This is a genomic window from Pseudomonas sp. HOU2 (assembly GCF_040729435.1).
GTDB lineage: Bacteria > Pseudomonadota > Gammaproteobacteria > Pseudomonadales > Pseudomonadaceae > Aquipseudomonas.
Window position 1 is genome coordinate 5,371,341 of record NZ_CP160398.1, and the last position, 15,668, is coordinate 5,387,008.

Here is a 15,668-nt window from a genome sequence, read left to right on the forward strand (position 1 = left end):
GGTCATTGCAACGCGCCATGACCTGGGTCAATGCTTTCCAACGCTGATTCTGCGGCCTTTCCATACGCCGCGTAAGGACAAAAATGGCCTCGGACAAAATGTCGCAGCGGACGAAAGAAGCGAGGGGTTCAGGTCAGTTATAACGAGGTGTGTTCGAACGCAGTGATCGGGTGACGGACGGTCATTGGCGCGACAGCCGGTATCTACCGGGCTTTGCGCGCTGTCAGTCAGGCGATTTGTCGAACACATCGCTCAAGGTCGACCTGGAACCGGCACGGGCCAGTCCGCATCGAGCAAGCGTAGACCCGATTCGGGGGATTCGAAAGGAGAGGGTGTGACGGGGTGCGACAATGCGTCGCAAAGGGGCGGGATGCTGCCGCACCGAGAATGGTGCGGCAGAGGTGTACGCAATGCTTATTGCTTGTTGTCTTCAGTCATCAGTTTTTCTGTATTCAATCCGTGCGACAGGCTGTACACATAAGCGGCGAGCAATTGCACTTTATCGTTGCCCAACAACTCATTCTGCGCCGGCATGTGGCCCTGACGACCGTGGCGGATGGTCTGCTCAAGCTGCGTCAGACTCGTGCCATAAATAAATCCGGCCGGGTGCGTCAGATTCGGCGCACCCATGGCTTCAGTGCCGTGGCCGGTTGCCCCATGACAGGCTACGCAGGTGGTGCTGAACGCTTGCTGTCCGGCTTGCAGGTCAGCCTTGCTGTCGGCGGGCAGTGGCAGGCCGGCCAGTTCGTGACGCACATACGCCGCGACGTTCTTCACCCCGGCTTCACCGAGCACTTCGCCCCAGGCCGGCATCGCCGCCATCCGCCCACCCATGATGGTGGTCTTGATGGTTTCGGCGTCACCGCCCCAGCGCCAGTCCTTGTCGGCCAGGTTAGGGAAGCCGAACGCGCCCTTGGCGTCGGAGCCGTGGCACACCGAGCAGTTGGAGGCGAACAGCCGGCCACCCATTTTCAGCGCCTGCGGATCCTTCGCCACTTCTTCCACCGGCATGGCGGCGAATTTGGCGAAGATCGGCCCGAATTTGGCGTCGGCCTTGTTCATTTCCTTTTCCCATTCGTGCACGCCGGTCCAGCCGTCCTCGTAGCCGGGCAGGACGCCTTTCCAGTTGCCCAGGCCCGGATACAGGATCAGATAGCCCACGGAAAACACCAGCGTGCCGGCGAACAGCATGAACCACCACTGCGGCAGCGGGTTGTCGTACTCCTCGATGCCGTCGAAGCTGTGGCCCATGGTCTGGTCGACGCTGCCCTTGGTCTCGCCCCGGCGGGTGCCGATCAGCAGCCAGGTCAGGCCGATCAGGCTGCCGATGGTCAGTACGCAGATCCACGTACTCCAGAAGGTGGTCATGGCCGGGTACTCCTTGGTTCAGGTGCTTGGGTAATGTCGGGTTGCGGCTCGTCGGCAAACGGCAGCAGGCGCGCTTCGGCGAATTCCGGGGTGCGCTTGCGGTTGAACACCCAGATCGTCAGGCCGACGAAGGCGACGAACACCACGACGGTGCCGAGGCCGCGAATCAGCCCTGAGCTCATTTCAATGACCATCGTGCTCACCTCTTGCTCTTGATCGCAGTGCCGAGCACTTGCAGGTAGGAGACGAGGGCGTCCATTTCGGTCTTGCCCTTGAGGCTGGCGACCGCGCCGCTGATGTCATCGTCGGTGTACGGCACGCCGAGGGTGCGCATGGTCTTGAGCTTGGTTTCGGTGTGGCTGCTGTCGACCGCTTGCGTCACCAGCCACGGGTAGGCCGGCATTTTCGATTCAGGCACCACGTTGCGCGGGTTGTACAGGTGCGCGCGGTGCCAGTCGTCCGAGTAACGCGCGCCGACCCGTGCCAGGTCCGGCCCGGTACGCTTCGAGCCCCAGAGGAACGGGTGATCCCACACGCTCTCGCCGGCCACCGAGTAGTGCCCGTAACGTTCGGTTTCGGCGCGGAACGGACGGATCATCTGCGAGTGGCAACCGACGCAGCCTTCGCGGATGTAGATGTCGCGGCCTTCCAGTTGCAGCGCGGTGTAAGGCTTCATGCCTTCCACCGGTTTGTTGGTGACGTCCTGGAAGAACAGCGGGACGATCTGGGTCAGGCCGCCGATGCTCACGGCGAACACCATCAGCAGCATCAGCAGGCCGACGTTCTTTTCAATCGTTTCGTGTTTCATGGCGGACTCCTCAGGCCATCTGCGCGGCAGCAACGACGTCAGCAGGCTGCGAGGCCCGCACGGTGCGCCAAGTGTTGTAAGCCATCAGCAACATGCCGCTGAGGAAGATCGCCCCACCCACCAGACGCACGATGAAGCCTGGGTGGCTGGCCACCAGGGTTTCGACGAAGGAGTAGGTCAGCGTGCCGTCCTCGTTGACTGCGCGCCACATCAGGCCCTGGGCGATGCCGTTGACCCACATCGAGGCGATGTAGAGCACGGTGCCGATGGTCGCGAGCCAGAAATGCGCGTTGATCAGGCCGATGCTGTGCATCTGCTCTTTGCCGAAGACTTTCGGGATCATGTGGTACAGCGCGCCGATGGAAATCATCGCCACCCAGCCGAGCGCGCCGGCGTGAACGTGACCGATGGTCCAGTCGGTGTAGTGGGAGAGGGCGTTGACCGTCTTGATCGCCATCATCGGACCTTCGAAGGTCGACATGCCGTAAAACGCCAGCGAGACCACGAGGAAGCGCAGGATCGGGTCGCTGCGCAACTTATGCCAGGCGCCCGACAGGGTCATCATGCCGTTGATCATGCCGCCCCAACTCGGTGCCAGCAGAATCAGCGACATCACCATGCCCAGCGACTGCGCCCAGTCCGGCAGTGCGGTGTAGTGCAGGTGATGCGGGCCGGCCCAGATGTACAGGGTGATCAGCGCCCAGAAGTGCACGATCGACAGGCGATACGAATACACCGGACGTTCGGCCTGTTTCGGCACGAAGTAGTACATCATCCCGAGGAACCCGGCGGTGAGGAAAAAGCCTACGGCGTTGTGGCCGTACCACCATTGCACCATCGCGTCGGTTGCACCGGCATACACCGAGTAGGATTTGGTCAGGCTCACCGGCAACTCAAGGTTGTTGACGATGTGCAGAATCGCCACGGTGATGATGAACGCGCCGAAGAACCAGTTGCCGACGTAGATGTGCTTGGTCTTGCGCTGCATGATCGTGCCGAAGAACACGATGGCGTAGGCGACCCAGACGATGGTGATCAGGATGTCGATCGGCCATTCCAGTTCGGCGTATTCCTTGGAGCTGGTGTAACCCAGTGGCAGGCTGATCGCTGCCAGCAGGATCACCAGTTGCCAGCCCCAGAAGCAGAACGCGGCGATTTTCGGCGCAAACAATTGCGTCTGGCAGGTGCGTTGTACGGAGTAGAACGAACTGGCGAACAGCGCGCAGCCACCGAAGGCGAAGATCACCGCGTTGGTGTGCAGCGGGCGCAGACGGCCGAAACTGGTCCAGGGCAAATTGAAGTTGAGTTCCGGCCAGACCAATTGGGCCGCGAGAAAAACCCCGAGCCCCATGCCGACGATGCCCCACACCACCGTCATAATGGCGAATTGGCGGACCACCTTGTAGTTGTAGGCGGTACTGATAGAAGTGTTCATGGTTCCCCATCCACGGTTCAGCCGAAGTGAGCGCGCGCAGAAAACGCCGCGAATCCTTCGCCTGGAGTTATAGGCAGACTAAAAGCGAGGCAAGCATGGACAAACAGCACAAGGCCAGTATTGACGGGGATCAATGGGCGCAGTGCGTGCGGGATCGTGGGTGGCTTTGGGACGCCGCGTCGGGCGAGGCTTCGGCGACCCTGATCCTGGCGCATGGTGCGGGGGCGCCGATGGACAGCGACTGGATGAACGATATGGCTGGGCGCCTTGCTGCACTTGGGGTGAATGTGTTGCGGTTTGAGTTTCCTTATATGGCGCAGCGGCGTATCGACGGTGGCAAGCGTCCGCCTAATCCGGCGCCGAAACTGCTTCAGTGTTGGCGTGAAGTGTTCGCTGAAGTGCGACGTCATGTCGCTGGGATTTTGGCCATCGGTGGTAAGTCCATGGGCGGGCGGATGGCCAGTCTTTTGGCTGACGAATTGGGCGCCGATGCGCTTGTCTGTCTTGGATATCCGTTTTATGCGGTGGGGAAACCTGAGAAACCGCGGGTTGAGCATTTGGCTTCTCTGCGGACTCGGACGTTGATTGTTCAGGGGGAGCGGGATGCGCTTGGCAATCGGGACGCTGTCGAGGCTTACGATCTATCGCCGAGTATTGAGGTGTTTTGGCTGGCCTCTGGGGATCATGATTTGAAGCCGCTGAAGGTTTCCGGGTTTACGCATGAGCAGCATTTGGCGTCGGCTGCGGAGAAGGTTGCCGGGTTTCTTCGGTGAGGCTTTGTTTGGAGGCATATCCGTTGCTGCGGTCACGGCCACTTAGGGTTTCGCCCTTACGGCGACTCACTTTTTTTACAAACGCCTAAAAAAAGTAAGCAAAAAAACGCTTGCTCCTGCGTTCGGCCCGCTCGCTGGGGCTCGGGGTCCCTTCGCTCCGGGATCCATCCGGGCGCAGCGCCTACGGTTTGCTTCGCTGCACCTCCTCTCGCTGTGTTTGGCTGCGCCAAACGGTCGCTGCGCTCCCACGCCCGAATGAATCCCTCCACTCAGCCTTCCGATGTCGCCCGTGGATCAAGATCAAGAGCTGCAGCCGAGCTTGCGCTCATCCTGGAGTGGGGCGGCTGCGCCGCGGGTTTTGTGTAGGAGCTGCCGAAGGCTGCGATCTTTTGATCTTGATCTTGTGGGAGCTGGCCTGCCTGGCGGCCTACGACCCGACCATTCACTTACTGATGCACCCCATCCAACTGTAGGAGTGAGCCTGCTCGCGATGGCGCCCTGATACCTGACCAACATCCTGCAGACTGCATGCAATCCCTGTGGGAGCTGGCTTGCCAGCGATGACGGTCTGACAGCCGACCATTCCCTTACTGACGCACCCAGTCCAAATGTGGGAGCGAGCTTGCTCGCGAAAGCTGCCTGCCAGACACCATCAAAATATCAGGAAAAACCCGACACTCCCTGCGCATAAACGTAACCTCGCAAGCACGTTTAAAGTACACGAACCGTTACGCCATAACGGCTACAACGCCTTGCGCCGTTACCTACGCGTACGCCAGAATCCGCCGGCTTACACGGCTATGGGCCGGGCTATATCGTTTCCCTGTCACTGAAAATCAGTGATCGGGTTTGGTAGCCTGTCTGTAATAGCCGTATGGCAACACCTATGCAGTCCCTTTTTGGGACTCGGTTTTATGGTGGTCATGCGTGGGGCTCATTCGTGAGCGCCGGGTTCCTATTGCAGCCGGTCTACCAACCCGCGTATGGCCGCCACCCATCGTTTGGTAGCGTGGGTGATGGCTCCTTGAAATCTGCGATAGGAGTTACATCCATGTTCAAAGCCACACCCAACCCACCAATCACCGATCCAACCCCTCGCCACCCCGAGCTCGAGTCCCAAAAGACAAAAGACGCCGCCGACCGCGCACTCGACTATTACCTTGGTCCCGATATCCCGAAGTACTTCCCACCCAAGGCTCGCCCCATCTACATGGTCGATCCCACGCTCGATGACGAAACTCTGCTCGTCGAAGCCAGTGAATCACTGTCGTCAGCCAATGCCATGGCCGGCAATATCGCCAACTCGGTGAAAGGCCCCGAGCGCAAACCGCTGCTGGCGCTGCAACAGCTGATCATGTTGAACGAGCTGGTGGTCAATCGACTGCTGGATAAGCTGAAGTTATCTCAATAATTTTGCTGGCCGTTATGGCCTCTTCGCGAGCAAGCTCGCTCCCACATTGGTTCTGCGTACACAGGACTAAATGTGGGAGCGAGCTTGCTCGCGAATGCGGTCTGCCAGACACCATCAGTTTCAGACTGGCAACAAAAAGCCCGGACGCTTTCGCTGTCCGGGCTTCCAGGTCAAAAGATCGCAGCCTTCGGCAGCTCCTACAATAAACAGTGTAGGAGCTGCCGCAGGCTGCGATCTTTTGCTTTTAGCGGTTAAACCGCTCCACCAACGAATACTGCGTATTCGCCGTCTTGGTCAGCTCTTCACTCAGCAATGCCGAGTTATGCGCTTGCTCGGACGTCTGGTCCGCCAGTTCCGAAATGTTGCTGATGTTGCGGCTGATTTCCTCAGCCACCGCACTTTGCTCTTCGGTGGCGGCGGCGATCTGCGTGGTCATGTCGGTAATATTGGCCACCGCTTCGCTGATGCCCACCAGTGCCTGATCCGCCTCCAGCACTCGCGCCACACCTTCTTCCGCCTGGCGATGCCCGGCTTCCATGGTTTGCACGGCGCTGGACGCGGTCTGCTGCAGCTTGGCGATCAGAGCGTGGATCTGGCCGGTAGACTCGCTGGTGCGTTGCGCCAGTTGACGGACTTCGTCGGCGACCACGGCAAAACCACGGCCCATCTCGCCGGCACGTGCCGCTTCGATGGCGGCGTTGAGGGCGAGCAGGTTGGTCTGGTCGGCGATGCCTTTGATCACGTCGACCACGCCGCCGATTTCGTCGCTGTCCTTGGCCAGTTGGGTGACGGTCAGGCCGGTTTCACCGACCACCACCGACAGGCGCTGAATGGCTTCGCGGGTTTCCCCGGCGATATCTCGGCCACGACCGGTCAGGCGATTGGCTTCCTGGGTGGCGTCAGCGGTGCGCTGGACGTGGCTGGCCACTTCCTGGGTGGTGGCGGCCATCTGGTTGACGGCGGTGGCGACCTGTTCGGTTTCCACACGCTGACGTTCCAGACCGCTGGAGCTGTTGTGCGCCAGGGCGTCGGACTGTTTGGCCTGATCGGTCAGGTGTTCGGCGGTGTCCTGCAGGCGGGTCAGGCAGGTTTTCAGGCGCGCTTCCTGGCTGAGGATCGACATTTCCAGACGCGCCTGCGCGCCACGGCTGTCGGTGTACATCTGCGCGATCAGCGGGTCGGAAGTGGTCTGCTCGGCCAGACGCAGCAGGCGTTTGAGCCCACGTTGCTGCCATTGCAGGCCCATCAGGCCCAGCGGTACCGACAGGCCGGCAGCGAGGGCAAAGCCCCAGTGCGAGTTCAGGGTCGCGCCGATCACGAAGCTCAACTGGCTGACCAGAATGAACGGCAGCCAGTCCTGCAGCACCGGCAGCCATTTGTCGCTGGAAGGAATTGCCGACTTGCCTTGGTTGATGCGTTGGTAGAGCGCTTCGGCACGGCGGATCTGTTCGGCGGTGGGTTTGATCCGCACCGACTCGTAACCGACCACCTGATTGCCGTCGAACACCGGTGTCACGTAGGCGTTCACCCAGTAGTGGTCACCGGATTTGCAGCGATTCTTGACAATGCCCATCCATGGCAAGCCTTGTTTCAATGTGCCCCACATGTGCGAAAACACCGCAGCCGGCACGTCGGGGTGACGAACCAGGTTGTGCGGCGCACGGATCAGCTCTTCACGCGAAAACCCGCTGATTTCGACGAAAGCGTCGTTGCAGTAGGTGATCACGCCTTTGGCGTCGGTTGTGGAAATCAACCGCTGCTGAGCCGGGAAAGTCCGTTCGCGTTGTGTAATGGGCTGGTTGTTACGCATGGTTTTTCAATCCGCAAGGCTTTGAAAGGTTGTCGGCGTTGTCAGGAAATTATTGAAGATTTTTTTCAGATATATGTACGGCGTCGCAAAACCGCGCTTGCTTCAACCGGCCAGCATCGGATAGGTGAACAGCGCAAAATGCAGCAGGTTCAGCCCGAAGTGCGTGGCGATCGCCGCCGCCAGCCCGCCGAAACGGTAGGCCAGACCATAGCCGACCCCCGCCAGACCCGCCAGCAACACCCAATGCCATCCAGCGCCCAGATGCGCCAGGGCAAAGATCAGCGACGCCAGCAGCAGCGCGAGGTTGTCGCCGTGGGGCAGATGCTTGAACAGCCGGCTCAAGCCGCCCTGTATATAGCCACGAAACAGCGCCTCCTCGACCAGCGTCACCAGCAGCAGATTGTTCAGCAGCCACAGCCACGCCTGATCGGGCCACTTCGGCGCCCAGGCAATCATGCCGAACAGAAGCGCTCCACCCAGCGCCATTACGGCGCTCAACGTCAGCCCTAGGACGCTGGCGAACACCGTCAGACGCAGCGAGCGGGCCGCGACAATCCACGGGCAGGCGAGCAACAGCCAGAAGCCGATCAGGGGTTTGTCCAGATTCAGGTACATCGCGAACGGCACAGCGTCGTCGGTGAAACGCAGCGGGGCGATGGCCCGGCCGTTGGCGAATCCCGGCAACCAGTGCAGTGCCAGCGACAGCGCGAGGAAGATGAACACGGCATGCCCCAGCAGGCGCGCCACCGGCACCTGCTGTTGGCGCACGGCGAAACCGGTCACCAGCAACAATCCGAAGGAGATCAGCGCGAGCCAGCCGAGTTGGCCGAAACTCAACGCCAATCCATAACCGAGGCTGAGAAGTGCCAGATAGAGCCATGGCAACGCCTTCATCGAAAGTCCTTGTGCAGAATTTTGTGGAAGGGCTTTCTACACGGGTGAGGGCGTTGGGACAAGTAAAGCTGTGGCGGGAAACGGTGACACGCCGCAATCCTCTGTGTAGGAGCTGCCGCAGGCTGCGATCTTTTGATCTTGAAACGCCAAAGTCAAAAGATCGCAGCCTGCGGCAGCTCCTACAGGGTTTTATGTGTGGCTGAGGATCAGTGCAGGTTGAGTTTCGCGGCTGCGCGTTCGGTGATCTCCGAGCGCAGTTTCAGCGACGGCGCAGCACGCAGGCGGGCCTCGTCGACAATCGCGCTCGGTGCCGTATCAGGGCTGCCCGAATTGAACGGCGGCGCCGGCGCATATTCCAGTTGCAACTGAATCAACTGCGCCGCCTCGGCCCCCACCAGTTCGGCGGCCAGCACCAGCGCAAAATCGATCCCGGCGGTGATCCCGCCACCGGTAAACAGATTGCCGTCGCGCACCACCCGATCCTGCACCGCAATTGCGCCGAGTTTTGGCAGCAGTTCGTGATAGGCCCAGTGGGTGGTGGCGCGTTTGCCGCGAAGCAGTCCGGCTGCACCAAGCACCAGCGAGCCGGTACAAACCGACGTCACGTATTTGGCCTGCGCCGCCTGACGCTTGATGAACCCCAGCGTCTGCTCATCTTCCATCAGCGGCCCGACCCCGGCGCCGCCGGGCACGCAGATCACATCCAGATTCGGGCAGTCCTCGAAGGTGGTGGTCGGTTTCAGCAGCAGGCCGGTGCTGGCGGTGACCGGCACCAGATCTTTCCAGATCAGATGCACCTGCACGTCGGGCAGCGAGGCCAGCACGTCATAGGGACCGGTCAGGTCGAGTTGCTGCACCTGCGGAAACAACAGAAAACCGATCTGCAACGTCATGATTCTTTCTCCATTTGAGGGGTGGACGGCTTCACTGTAGGCGCGTAGGTTTTGGCGCATACGCCAATCAGCCCACGAATTACGCCAAATGCCGAAAACCATTCACGTACTCGCGTTTGCCAACGTACAAATCCTCGACGTTACCGGGCCGCTGCAAGTGTTTGCCTCGGCCAACGACATCGCCCGTCAGCGCGGCTTGCCCGTGCCTTATGCGCCTTCGGTGATTACCCGCGAGGGCGGGGCGGTGATGTCGTCCGCCGGGCTGGCGGTACTGGCCGAACCGTTGCCACAGCAGGCCAGCGATACCTTGATCATCGCCGGTGGCTGGGGCATTTACCTGGCGGCGGAAGATGTGCCGCTGGTGGATTGGGTGCGCGAGCATGCGGCGAAATGTCGACGCGTGGCCTCGGTCTGCACCGGCGCCTTCTTGTTGGCCGCCAGTGGCTGGCTCGACGGTCGCCGCGTGGTCACCCACTGGACACGCTGCGAGCAACTGGCGCAGCAGCACCCGAAGTTGCAGGTCGAAGCCAACCCGATCTTCATCAACGACGGCCCGGTCTGGACCTCGGCCGGCGTGACCGCCGGCATCGATCTGGCATTGGCGATGGTCGAGGAAGACCTGGGCCGCGACATCGCCCTCGACGTCGCCCGGCATCTGGTGGTGTTCCTCAAACGCCCCGGCGGGCAATCGCAATTCAGCGTGACCCTGGCCCTGCAGAATCAGGGCAATCGCTTTGATGAACTGCACGCCTGGATCGCCGAAAACCTCACCTGCGACCTCGGCGTCCCGACCTTGGCCGAACAGGCCGGCATGAGCGAACGCAGCTTCATCCGCCACTACCGCGCCGACACCGGCCAGACCCCGGCCCGCGCCATCGAGCTGATCCGCGTCGAAACCGCGCGGCGTCTGCTCAGTGATACCGGGTTGCCGGTGAAACGGATTGCGGCCAACTGCGGGTTTGGCAGTGAAGAGACGTTGCGCCGCAGTTTTTTGCGCGCGATCGGGGTGACGCCGCAGGCGTATCGGGAGCGGTTTTCGGTCAGTGCTGGAGCAGATCCAGTAATGCCTTGAGGGTTTGCTGCGGTGCTTCTTCGGGAATGTTGTGACCGACATCGGGCAGCACGCGCCTTTCGTAGGGGCCGGTGAAATGTGCAATGTCTTCATCTGATTCCGGCGCCGGGCCAACCCCGTCATCGGCACCGCACAGGGAGATCGTCGGCACGCTGATCGGCGGTTGTTTGATCAACGCGTCTTCCATCCATTGCAGCGCCGGATCGCCTGCGGCGTACATGAAGCGATGGCGGTAAGAATGAATCACCACGTCAACGAAGTCCGGGTTGTCGAAGGCCGGAGCGCTCAGCGGATAACGTTCGGCGTTACGTGCCCAGGTCGGTGACCACAATTTCCACAGCAGTTCACAGAACGCCTGCCGATTTTGCGTCAGGCCTGCGACGCCGCGTGGCGTGTGGAAATAGTACTGGTACCAATAACGATGCTCGGTCTCGGGATCCAGTGGCCGGGTCGAATTGGCGATGTCCTGCACGTTATAACCATCCCCCGTCACCAACCCGCGCACCCGCTCGGGAAACAACGCCGCAACGATGCAAGCTGCCCGACCGCCCCAGTCGTAACCGCAAAGCGTGGCTTGTTCGATACCCAGTGCATCCATCAACTCCAGCAAATCCTGGGCGAGGGCTGCTTGCTGGCCAGAACGCAGCGTGTCCGGGCTATTGAAACGGGTCGGGCCGTAACCGCGCAGATACGGCACGATCACCCGATAACCCTCGGCGGCAAGCACCGGGGCGATTTCGTCGTACGCCCGGGGCGAGTAGGGGAAGCCATGCAGCAATATGACTGCGTCGCCGTTGGACGGGCCGTGCTGTTCAAAGGCAACGGTCAGGTTCGGTGTCAATACGCATTGAATGTCAGACACGGCAGACTCCACGGCAATGGGCGTCAGGCAACACTAGACCATTCCTTGGTGGCGAGGGAGCTTGCTCCCGCAGGCCTGCGCAGCGGGTCCATTGAAGTATGGGGTCGCTTCGCAACCCGGCGGGAGCAAGCTCCCTCGCCACAGGGGAAGCGTCACTTGCCGGCGTCCGTTCCTGGTCAGCCGAACAGCACCTTTTGCCAATGATCTTCGCTGATGATCGCAATCGGCACGCCGCTGTCTCTCAGCTCAACGGCTTTCTTGATCTTGGTGCCGTAAGAGCTGTGAAGCTACTGATCATTGCCAATGCTCCCCACTACCAAATAGTGAATCTTTTTGCTGACGGAACCGCCAATAAGGCCGCCGCGTTCGAGGATCTGCGACTCACATTCTTTACGTGGCCCATAGGCCATGACGCCTGTAAACAGGAACACCCGATCAATCAGGCATAACTGCGGGGCAGGGTTGTCGAGAGGAAGACTGGTCGGCGCGGCAAACGTGGGTGTTTGTGTTGGTGCGACTGGCAGCCCGGTGAACTGATGCAGCATTTCCAGCAGCTCCGCAGACTCGTCTGCGTCCAGAACTCCGTCACTGAGCATGTCGGCAAGGCGCCTGTAAAGGATGTTCACAACCGGATCATCCAGGTGCACCAAATGGGTTTCAATCCAGGTTCTGAGAAACTCGGCTTCTTGCTGGTTGATCGTGCCGTCTGCGGCAAGCCCGGCTGCGATGCCAATGAGAGCATCGACCGAGCGCCGCTCGATCTTTGCCTGGTGAAAGAACACACTGCTCTGAAATTCCTGATGCAAATCGACCATCGTTGCTTCTCCTTAAGCCTCGGCTTCCGCCACCTGATTGAAATACTTCGTCCGGTCCGGGGTAAACGTCACTCGCATCTTCGTCCGCGAGCAGGTCAGCGAGCGCTCTTCAGCTAGATCAATATCCAGATCCTCACCACGCAAGCCTTGCCACTGCGCCAGGTATTTCAGCGAGCCGTATTTCTCGGTTTTCTTCAGGCTGCGGCTCACGCCTCCTTTCCAGCCGAGCACCGGCAGTTCGCCGGCGAGGCATTGTTGCGCAAGGTCGGGGAAGCGGGTGGCGCGCTGGCGGCCGATTTCCCAGCACTTGATCAGGCCTTTGTCGCAGGCTTCCCAGAGTTGGCTGCGGGTGAGGCCGGTGCGCAGGGGCGTGGCGATGGGGCGGTGGACGTGCTGGGTCATTCTGGTTCCTTGAATTCGGGTTTTATTGGACAGCTCCGCTGTGCCCGTTGCGGTGGATGGTAGGGGGGGATGTAACAGCTGGCAACAGGGTATTTCAGGGTGTAAGTGCAGGTTGTGGGGGAGGGATACGGCGGGGATTGTTTAGACGAAGTAGGGGCTGAATGACCTGGCGTGTGGCGAGGGAGCTTGCTCCCGATCGGCTGCGCAGCAGGCGCAAAGCCAGACAATGCGGTTCTTCTGGAGAAATGGTGGCGCAGGGATTGGGGCCGCTTCGCGCCCCGGCGGGAGCAAGCTCCCTCGCCACAGAAGTTCACCAACGTTTATTTTTGTGTGGGAATTTGTTCTGCAGAACCCGAGTTGAAGGGATATTTCCGACAGAGTGCGGCGAAATTACGGCTGCCAAACACTCTTCTCCCCACTCAAACGCCGATCAAGAAAACTCGCCGCACTGATCAGTGCCAGATGCGTCAGCGCTTGCGGGGTGTTGCCCAGATGGCGGCCTTTGCTGTCGAACTCTTCGGCGTACAGCCCCAACGGGTTCGCATAGCGCAACAGTTGTTCGAACTCCAGGTGGGCCTTTTCCACCTGACCGGCCCGCGCCAGGCATTCGACGTACCAGAACGAGCACGCGGCAAACGCGCCTTCGGTGCCGGTCAAACCGTCGATGTTGGCGTCGTCGTTGCGATAGCGATAAACCATGCCGTCGCGCACCAGATGTTTCTCGATCGCTTCAAGGGTCGACAGCCAGCGCGGGTCCTTGGCGCTGACGAAACGCACCAGCGGCATCAGCAGCATCGAGCCGTCGAGCGCGGTGCCGCCCTTGTACTGGACGAAATGCCCGCGCTCCTCGTTCCAGAAGTTGTCCCAGATGTCGGCGTAAATTGCCTGTCGGGTCTGATCCCACTGGGCGAACGGTGCTGGCAGCGAGCGTTTCGAGGCCAGGCGAATCGCCCGGTCCAGCGCCACCCAGCACATCAATCGCGAATGCAGAAAGTGATGCTGCTCACCGCGCATTTCCCAAATGCCTACATCGGTGGTCTGCCAGGTCTCACACACCTGATCGACCACTTCACGCACGTGTTTCCAGCCCTGATGGGAAATCGCGTCGCCGTACTTGTTGACCAGATACACCGCGTCCATCAGTTCGCCAAAGATATCGAGCTGAATCTGGTCGTACGCGCCATTGCCGATGCGCACCGGTTGCGCGCCGCCATGACCGGAGAGGTGGGAGAGTTCGGTTTCCGGCAATTCCTGACGACCGTCGATCGCATAGAGGATGTTGAGTTTGGTCGAATTTCCCTGACAATCGCTGACCCGCCCACGCAGCCAGCCCATGTAAGCGTTGGCCTCGTCGACAAAACCCAGGCGCATGAACGCGTAGACGGTGAACGAGGCGTCGCGGATCCAGGTGTAGCGATAATCCCAGTTGCGCTCGCCGCCGGGGGTTTCCGGCAGGCCGAAGGTGGCGGCGGCGAGGATCGCGCCGTGCTTGCGCGAGGTCAGCAGCTTCAGCGCGAGGGCCGAACGATTGACCATCTCGCGCCAGCGCCCGCGGTAGTTGGACTGGCCGATCCAGTCGCGCCAGAACTTCAGCGTGCGCTCCAGGCACATTTTCGCGCCGTCATCCTTGAAGCGCGGATCGTCGGCGCCACCGAGGACGAATTCGGCGTGCTGATCCTGTTTCAAACTGAAGGAGGCAACGGCCGACTCGCCATCGAGGTGCAACGCCTGATCCGCCACCAGCCGCAACGATGGCTGACCCTCGGCGCTGAAAATCACCGATTGTTGATCCATCTGCGCCCGGGTATTGGCGCGCGCGTAGTCATGCCGCACCGCGCAGCGCAGGTGAAACGTCGCTTCCCCGCTGACCACTCGCACCCGGCGCATCAGCAGCGGCAGGTCATCGACGCTGTCGCCGATCGGCAGCAGGTCGGTGATTTCCACCACGGCCTGTTCGCTGAGCCAGCGCGTCTGCAAAACATTGGTGTCAGGCAGGTAGATCTGTTCGCGCCGGGCATCGGGCAAGTCCGGGGCGAGCTGGAAAATCCCCGCCTCGGGCGTGTCGAGCAGCGAGCAGAAGATCGATGGGCTGTCGAATTCCGGCCAGCAGAAAAAATCCACGCTGCCCTTGTCGTTGACCAGTGCCGCACTGCGCAGGTCGCCGATGATGCCGTGGGCGTCGATCGGGCTTTGTCGTTCAGGATGATGCTCAGCCATTGCCGCGAAACTCCGGATAAAGACTCATGCCGCCGTCGATGAACAGGGTGGTGCCGACGATGTAGTCGGCGGCGTCGGAAGCGAGAAACACCACCGCGTTGGCGACGTCCTCAACGTCGCCGATGCGACCGTAGGGGATCAGCTCCAGCAGCTTTTCACCGGCGGCGCCTTCGGTGGCTTCTGTGTTGATCGCCGTACGAATCGCTCCCGGCGCGATGCCGTTGATGCGGATGCGCTGCTGGCTGACTTCCTGGGCGAGGGTCTGCATCAATTGATCGACGCCGCCCTTGGATGCTGCGTAATTGACGTGCCCGGCCCACGGAATGCGCTGATGCACCGAACTCATGTGAATGATCTTGCCGGCCGCGCGGGACACGCCTTCGCGCACCCCTTGGCGGTTGAAAATCCGCAGCGCGGCGCGGGCGCAGAGGAACTGGCCGGTGAGGTTGACGCCAATCACCGTGTTCCAGTCTTCCAGAGTCATGTCCACCGCCGCGGCATCCTTTTGCAGACCGGAATTGGCCACCAGAATGTCCACTGAACCAAAGGCGTCCAGAGTCTCGGCGAACAGCCGTTCGACCTCGTCTTCCTTGGAGACATCGGCGCCGATGGCCAGTGCCTGACCGCCGTCGGCGATGATTTGCTGCGCCAGCGCCTCGGCGGGTTCGGCCTGACGGTTGTAATTGATCACGACGGCTGCGCCGGCAGCAGCCAGCGCTTTGGCGGCAGCGTGGCCGATGCCGGAGCTGGCGCCGGTGACCAGTGCCACTTGGCGGGCGAGGGATATTTGCATGCGAAGTCGTGCCTTGAGTGAGGGCCTATTTAGCTGACTGGTCGCAGGCCGGGAGAGTTCAGAGCAAAGATCAAAAGATCGCAGCGTGCCGCAGCTCCTACAGGGAATGTAAGGA

Annotated in this window: 14 protein-coding genes and 1 pseudogene; 3 read left to right on the plus strand and 12 right to left on the minus strand. The window is 60.9% G+C overall.

Features of this window, described 5'->3' with window-relative positions:
* Positions 1-414: 414 nt before the first annotated feature.
* Genes ccoP through ccoN form a run of 4 tightly spaced genes read right to left on the minus strand, consistent with a single transcriptional unit; the run spans position 415 to position 3,611 of the window.
* Positions 415-1,368, minus strand: coding sequence for a cytochrome-c oxidase, cbb3-type subunit III (ccoP, locus tag ABV589_RS24365; RefSeq protein ID WP_367083986.1), 954 nt, complete (start codon positions 1,366-1,368; stop codon positions 415-417).
* Positions 1,365-1,562, minus strand: coding sequence for a cbb3-type cytochrome c oxidase subunit 3 (locus ABV589_RS24370; protein WP_007969188.1), 198 nt, complete (start codon positions 1,560-1,562; stop codon positions 1,365-1,367). Before ABV589_RS24370 ends, ccoP begins: the two co-directional genes overlap by 4 nt.
* A gap of 5 nt (positions 1,563-1,567) precedes the next feature.
* Positions 1,568-2,176, minus strand: coding sequence for a cytochrome-c oxidase, cbb3-type subunit II (gene ccoO / locus ABV589_RS24375; RefSeq protein ID WP_003223389.1), 609 nt, complete (start codon positions 2,174-2,176; stop codon positions 1,568-1,570).
* 10 nt (positions 2,177-2,186) lie between these two features.
* A complete protein-coding gene (gene ccoN / locus ABV589_RS24380; RefSeq protein WP_103368400.1) occupies positions 2,187-3,611 on the minus strand; it encodes a cytochrome-c oxidase, cbb3-type subunit I in 1,425 nt (474 codons plus the stop codon).
* 95 nt (positions 3,612-3,706) lie between these two features.
* Here ccoN and ABV589_RS24385 point away from each other — a divergent pair, with 95 nt between their 5' ends.
* Together ABV589_RS24385 and ABV589_RS24390 are read left to right on the plus strand one after the other, a co-directional pair.
* Positions 3,707-4,384, plus strand: coding sequence for an alpha/beta family hydrolase (locus ABV589_RS24385; RefSeq protein WP_367083987.1), 678 nt, complete (start codon positions 3,707-3,709; stop codon positions 4,382-4,384).
* A 1,051-nt stretch (positions 4,385-5,435) separates the two neighbouring features.
* A complete protein-coding gene (locus ABV589_RS24390; protein WP_367083988.1) occupies positions 5,436-5,795 on the plus strand; it encodes a hypothetical protein in 360 nt (119 codons plus the stop codon).
* Positions 5,796-6,039: 244 nt separating this feature from the next.
* Here the strand turns inward: ABV589_RS24390 and ABV589_RS24395 are convergent, their stop codons facing one another.
* The 3 genes from ABV589_RS24395 to inhA form a co-directional block, all read right to left on the minus strand.
* A complete protein-coding gene (locus ABV589_RS24395) occupies positions 6,040-7,605 on the minus strand; it encodes a PAS domain-containing methyl-accepting chemotaxis protein (protein WP_003223402.1) in 1,566 nt (521 codons plus the stop codon).
* A 102-nt stretch (positions 7,606-7,707) separates the two neighbouring features.
* Positions 7,708-8,499, minus strand: a complete 792-nt coding sequence (locus tag ABV589_RS24400) for a type II CAAX endopeptidase family protein (protein ID WP_367083989.1) — start codon at positions 8,497-8,499, stop codon at positions 7,708-7,710.
* A gap of 206 nt (positions 8,500-8,705) precedes the next feature.
* The gene (gene inhA, locus ABV589_RS24405) at positions 8,706-9,392 is read right to left on the minus strand and encodes an isonitrile hydratase (protein WP_367083990.1); all 687 of its coding nucleotides are present in this window, start codon (positions 9,390-9,392) and stop codon (positions 8,706-8,708) included.
* A gap of 88 nt (positions 9,393-9,480) precedes the next feature.
* Between inhA and ABV589_RS24410 the strand changes: the two genes are divergently transcribed.
* Positions 9,481-10,464: a GlxA family transcriptional regulator gene (locus tag ABV589_RS24410; protein WP_367083991.1), complete on the plus strand. Its 984-nt coding sequence runs from the start codon at positions 9,481-9,483 to the stop codon at positions 10,462-10,464.
* Here the strand turns inward: ABV589_RS24410 and ABV589_RS24415 are convergent.
* The 5 genes and pseudogenes from ABV589_RS24415 to ABV589_RS24435 all read right to left on the minus strand — a co-directional run bounded on the left by ABV589_RS24415 (position 10,433) and on the right by ABV589_RS24435 (position 15,553).
* Positions 10,433-11,326, minus strand: coding sequence for an alpha/beta hydrolase (locus tag ABV589_RS24415; protein ID WP_367083992.1), 894 nt, complete (start codon positions 11,324-11,326; stop codon positions 10,433-10,435). The two genes, ABV589_RS24410 and ABV589_RS24415, sit on opposite strands and share 32 nt — an antisense overlap.
* 176 nt (positions 11,327-11,502) lie before the next feature.
* Positions 11,503-12,141 (minus strand): annotated as a pseudogene (locus tag ABV589_RS24420) (BRCT domain-containing protein).
* A 12-nt stretch (positions 12,142-12,153) separates the two neighbouring features.
* Positions 12,154-12,543: a hypothetical protein gene (locus ABV589_RS24425; protein WP_367083993.1), complete on the minus strand. Its 390-nt coding sequence runs from the start codon at positions 12,541-12,543 to the stop codon at positions 12,154-12,156.
* A 390-nt stretch (positions 12,544-12,933) separates the two neighbouring features.
* Positions 12,934-14,760: a glycoside hydrolase family 15 protein gene (locus ABV589_RS24430; RefSeq protein WP_367083994.1), complete on the minus strand. Its 1,827-nt coding sequence runs from the start codon at positions 14,758-14,760 to the stop codon at positions 12,934-12,936.
* Positions 14,753-15,553 (minus strand): glucose 1-dehydrogenase, encoded by an 801-nt coding sequence (locus ABV589_RS24435; protein WP_367083995.1) that lies wholly within the window; start codon positions 15,551-15,553, stop codon positions 14,753-14,755. The genes ABV589_RS24430 and ABV589_RS24435 overlap by 8 nt, the downstream gene beginning before the upstream one ends.
* Positions 15,554-15,668: the final 115 nt, after the last annotated feature.

What these genes read in the sequence shown, in the direction of transcription:
- ccoP (WP_367083986.1), bottom strand. Translation starts at nt 1,368, where the DNA reads ATGACCACCTTCTGGAGTACGTGGATCTGCGTACTGACCATCGGCAGC.
- ABV589_RS24370 (WP_007969188.1), bottom strand. Translation starts at nt 1,562, where the DNA reads ATGGTCATTGAAATGAGCTCAGGGCTGATTCGCGGCCTCGGCACCGTC.
- ccoO (WP_003223389.1), bottom strand. Translation starts at nt 2,176, where the DNA reads ATGAAACACGAAACGATTGAAAAGAACGTCGGCCTGCTGATGCTGCTG.
- ccoN (WP_103368400.1), bottom strand. Translation starts at nt 3,611, where the DNA reads ATGAACACTTCTATCAGTACCGCCTACAACTACAAGGTGGTCCGCCAA.
- ABV589_RS24385 (WP_367083987.1), top strand. Translation starts at nt 3,707, where the DNA reads ATGGACAAACAGCACAAGGCCAGTATTGACGGGGATCAATGGGCGCAG.
- ABV589_RS24390 (WP_367083988.1), top strand. Translation starts at nt 5,436, where the DNA reads ATGTTCAAAGCCACACCCAACCCACCAATCACCGATCCAACCCCTCGC.
- ABV589_RS24395 (WP_003223402.1), bottom strand. Translation starts at nt 7,605, where the DNA reads ATGCGTAACAACCAGCCCATTACACAACGCGAACGGACTTTCCCGGCT.
- ABV589_RS24400 (WP_367083989.1), bottom strand. Translation starts at nt 8,499, where the DNA reads ATGAAGGCGTTGCCATGGCTCTATCTGGCACTTCTCAGCCTCGGTTAT.
- inhA (WP_367083990.1), bottom strand. Translation starts at nt 9,392, where the DNA reads ATGACGTTGCAGATCGGTTTTCTGTTGTTTCCGCAGGTGCAGCAACTC.
- ABV589_RS24410 (WP_367083991.1), top strand. Translation starts at nt 9,481, where the DNA reads ATGCCGAAAACCATTCACGTACTCGCGTTTGCCAACGTACAAATCCTC.
- ABV589_RS24425 (WP_367083993.1), bottom strand. Translation starts at nt 12,543, where the DNA reads ATGACCCAGCACGTCCACCGCCCCATCGCCACGCCCCTGCGCACCGGC.
- ABV589_RS24430 (WP_367083994.1), bottom strand. Translation starts at nt 14,760, where the DNA reads ATGGCTGAGCATCATCCTGAACGACAAAGCCCGATCGACGCCCACGGC.
- ABV589_RS24435 (WP_367083995.1), bottom strand. Translation starts at nt 15,553, where the DNA reads ATGCAAATATCCCTCGCCCGCCAAGTGGCACTGGTCACCGGCGCCAGC.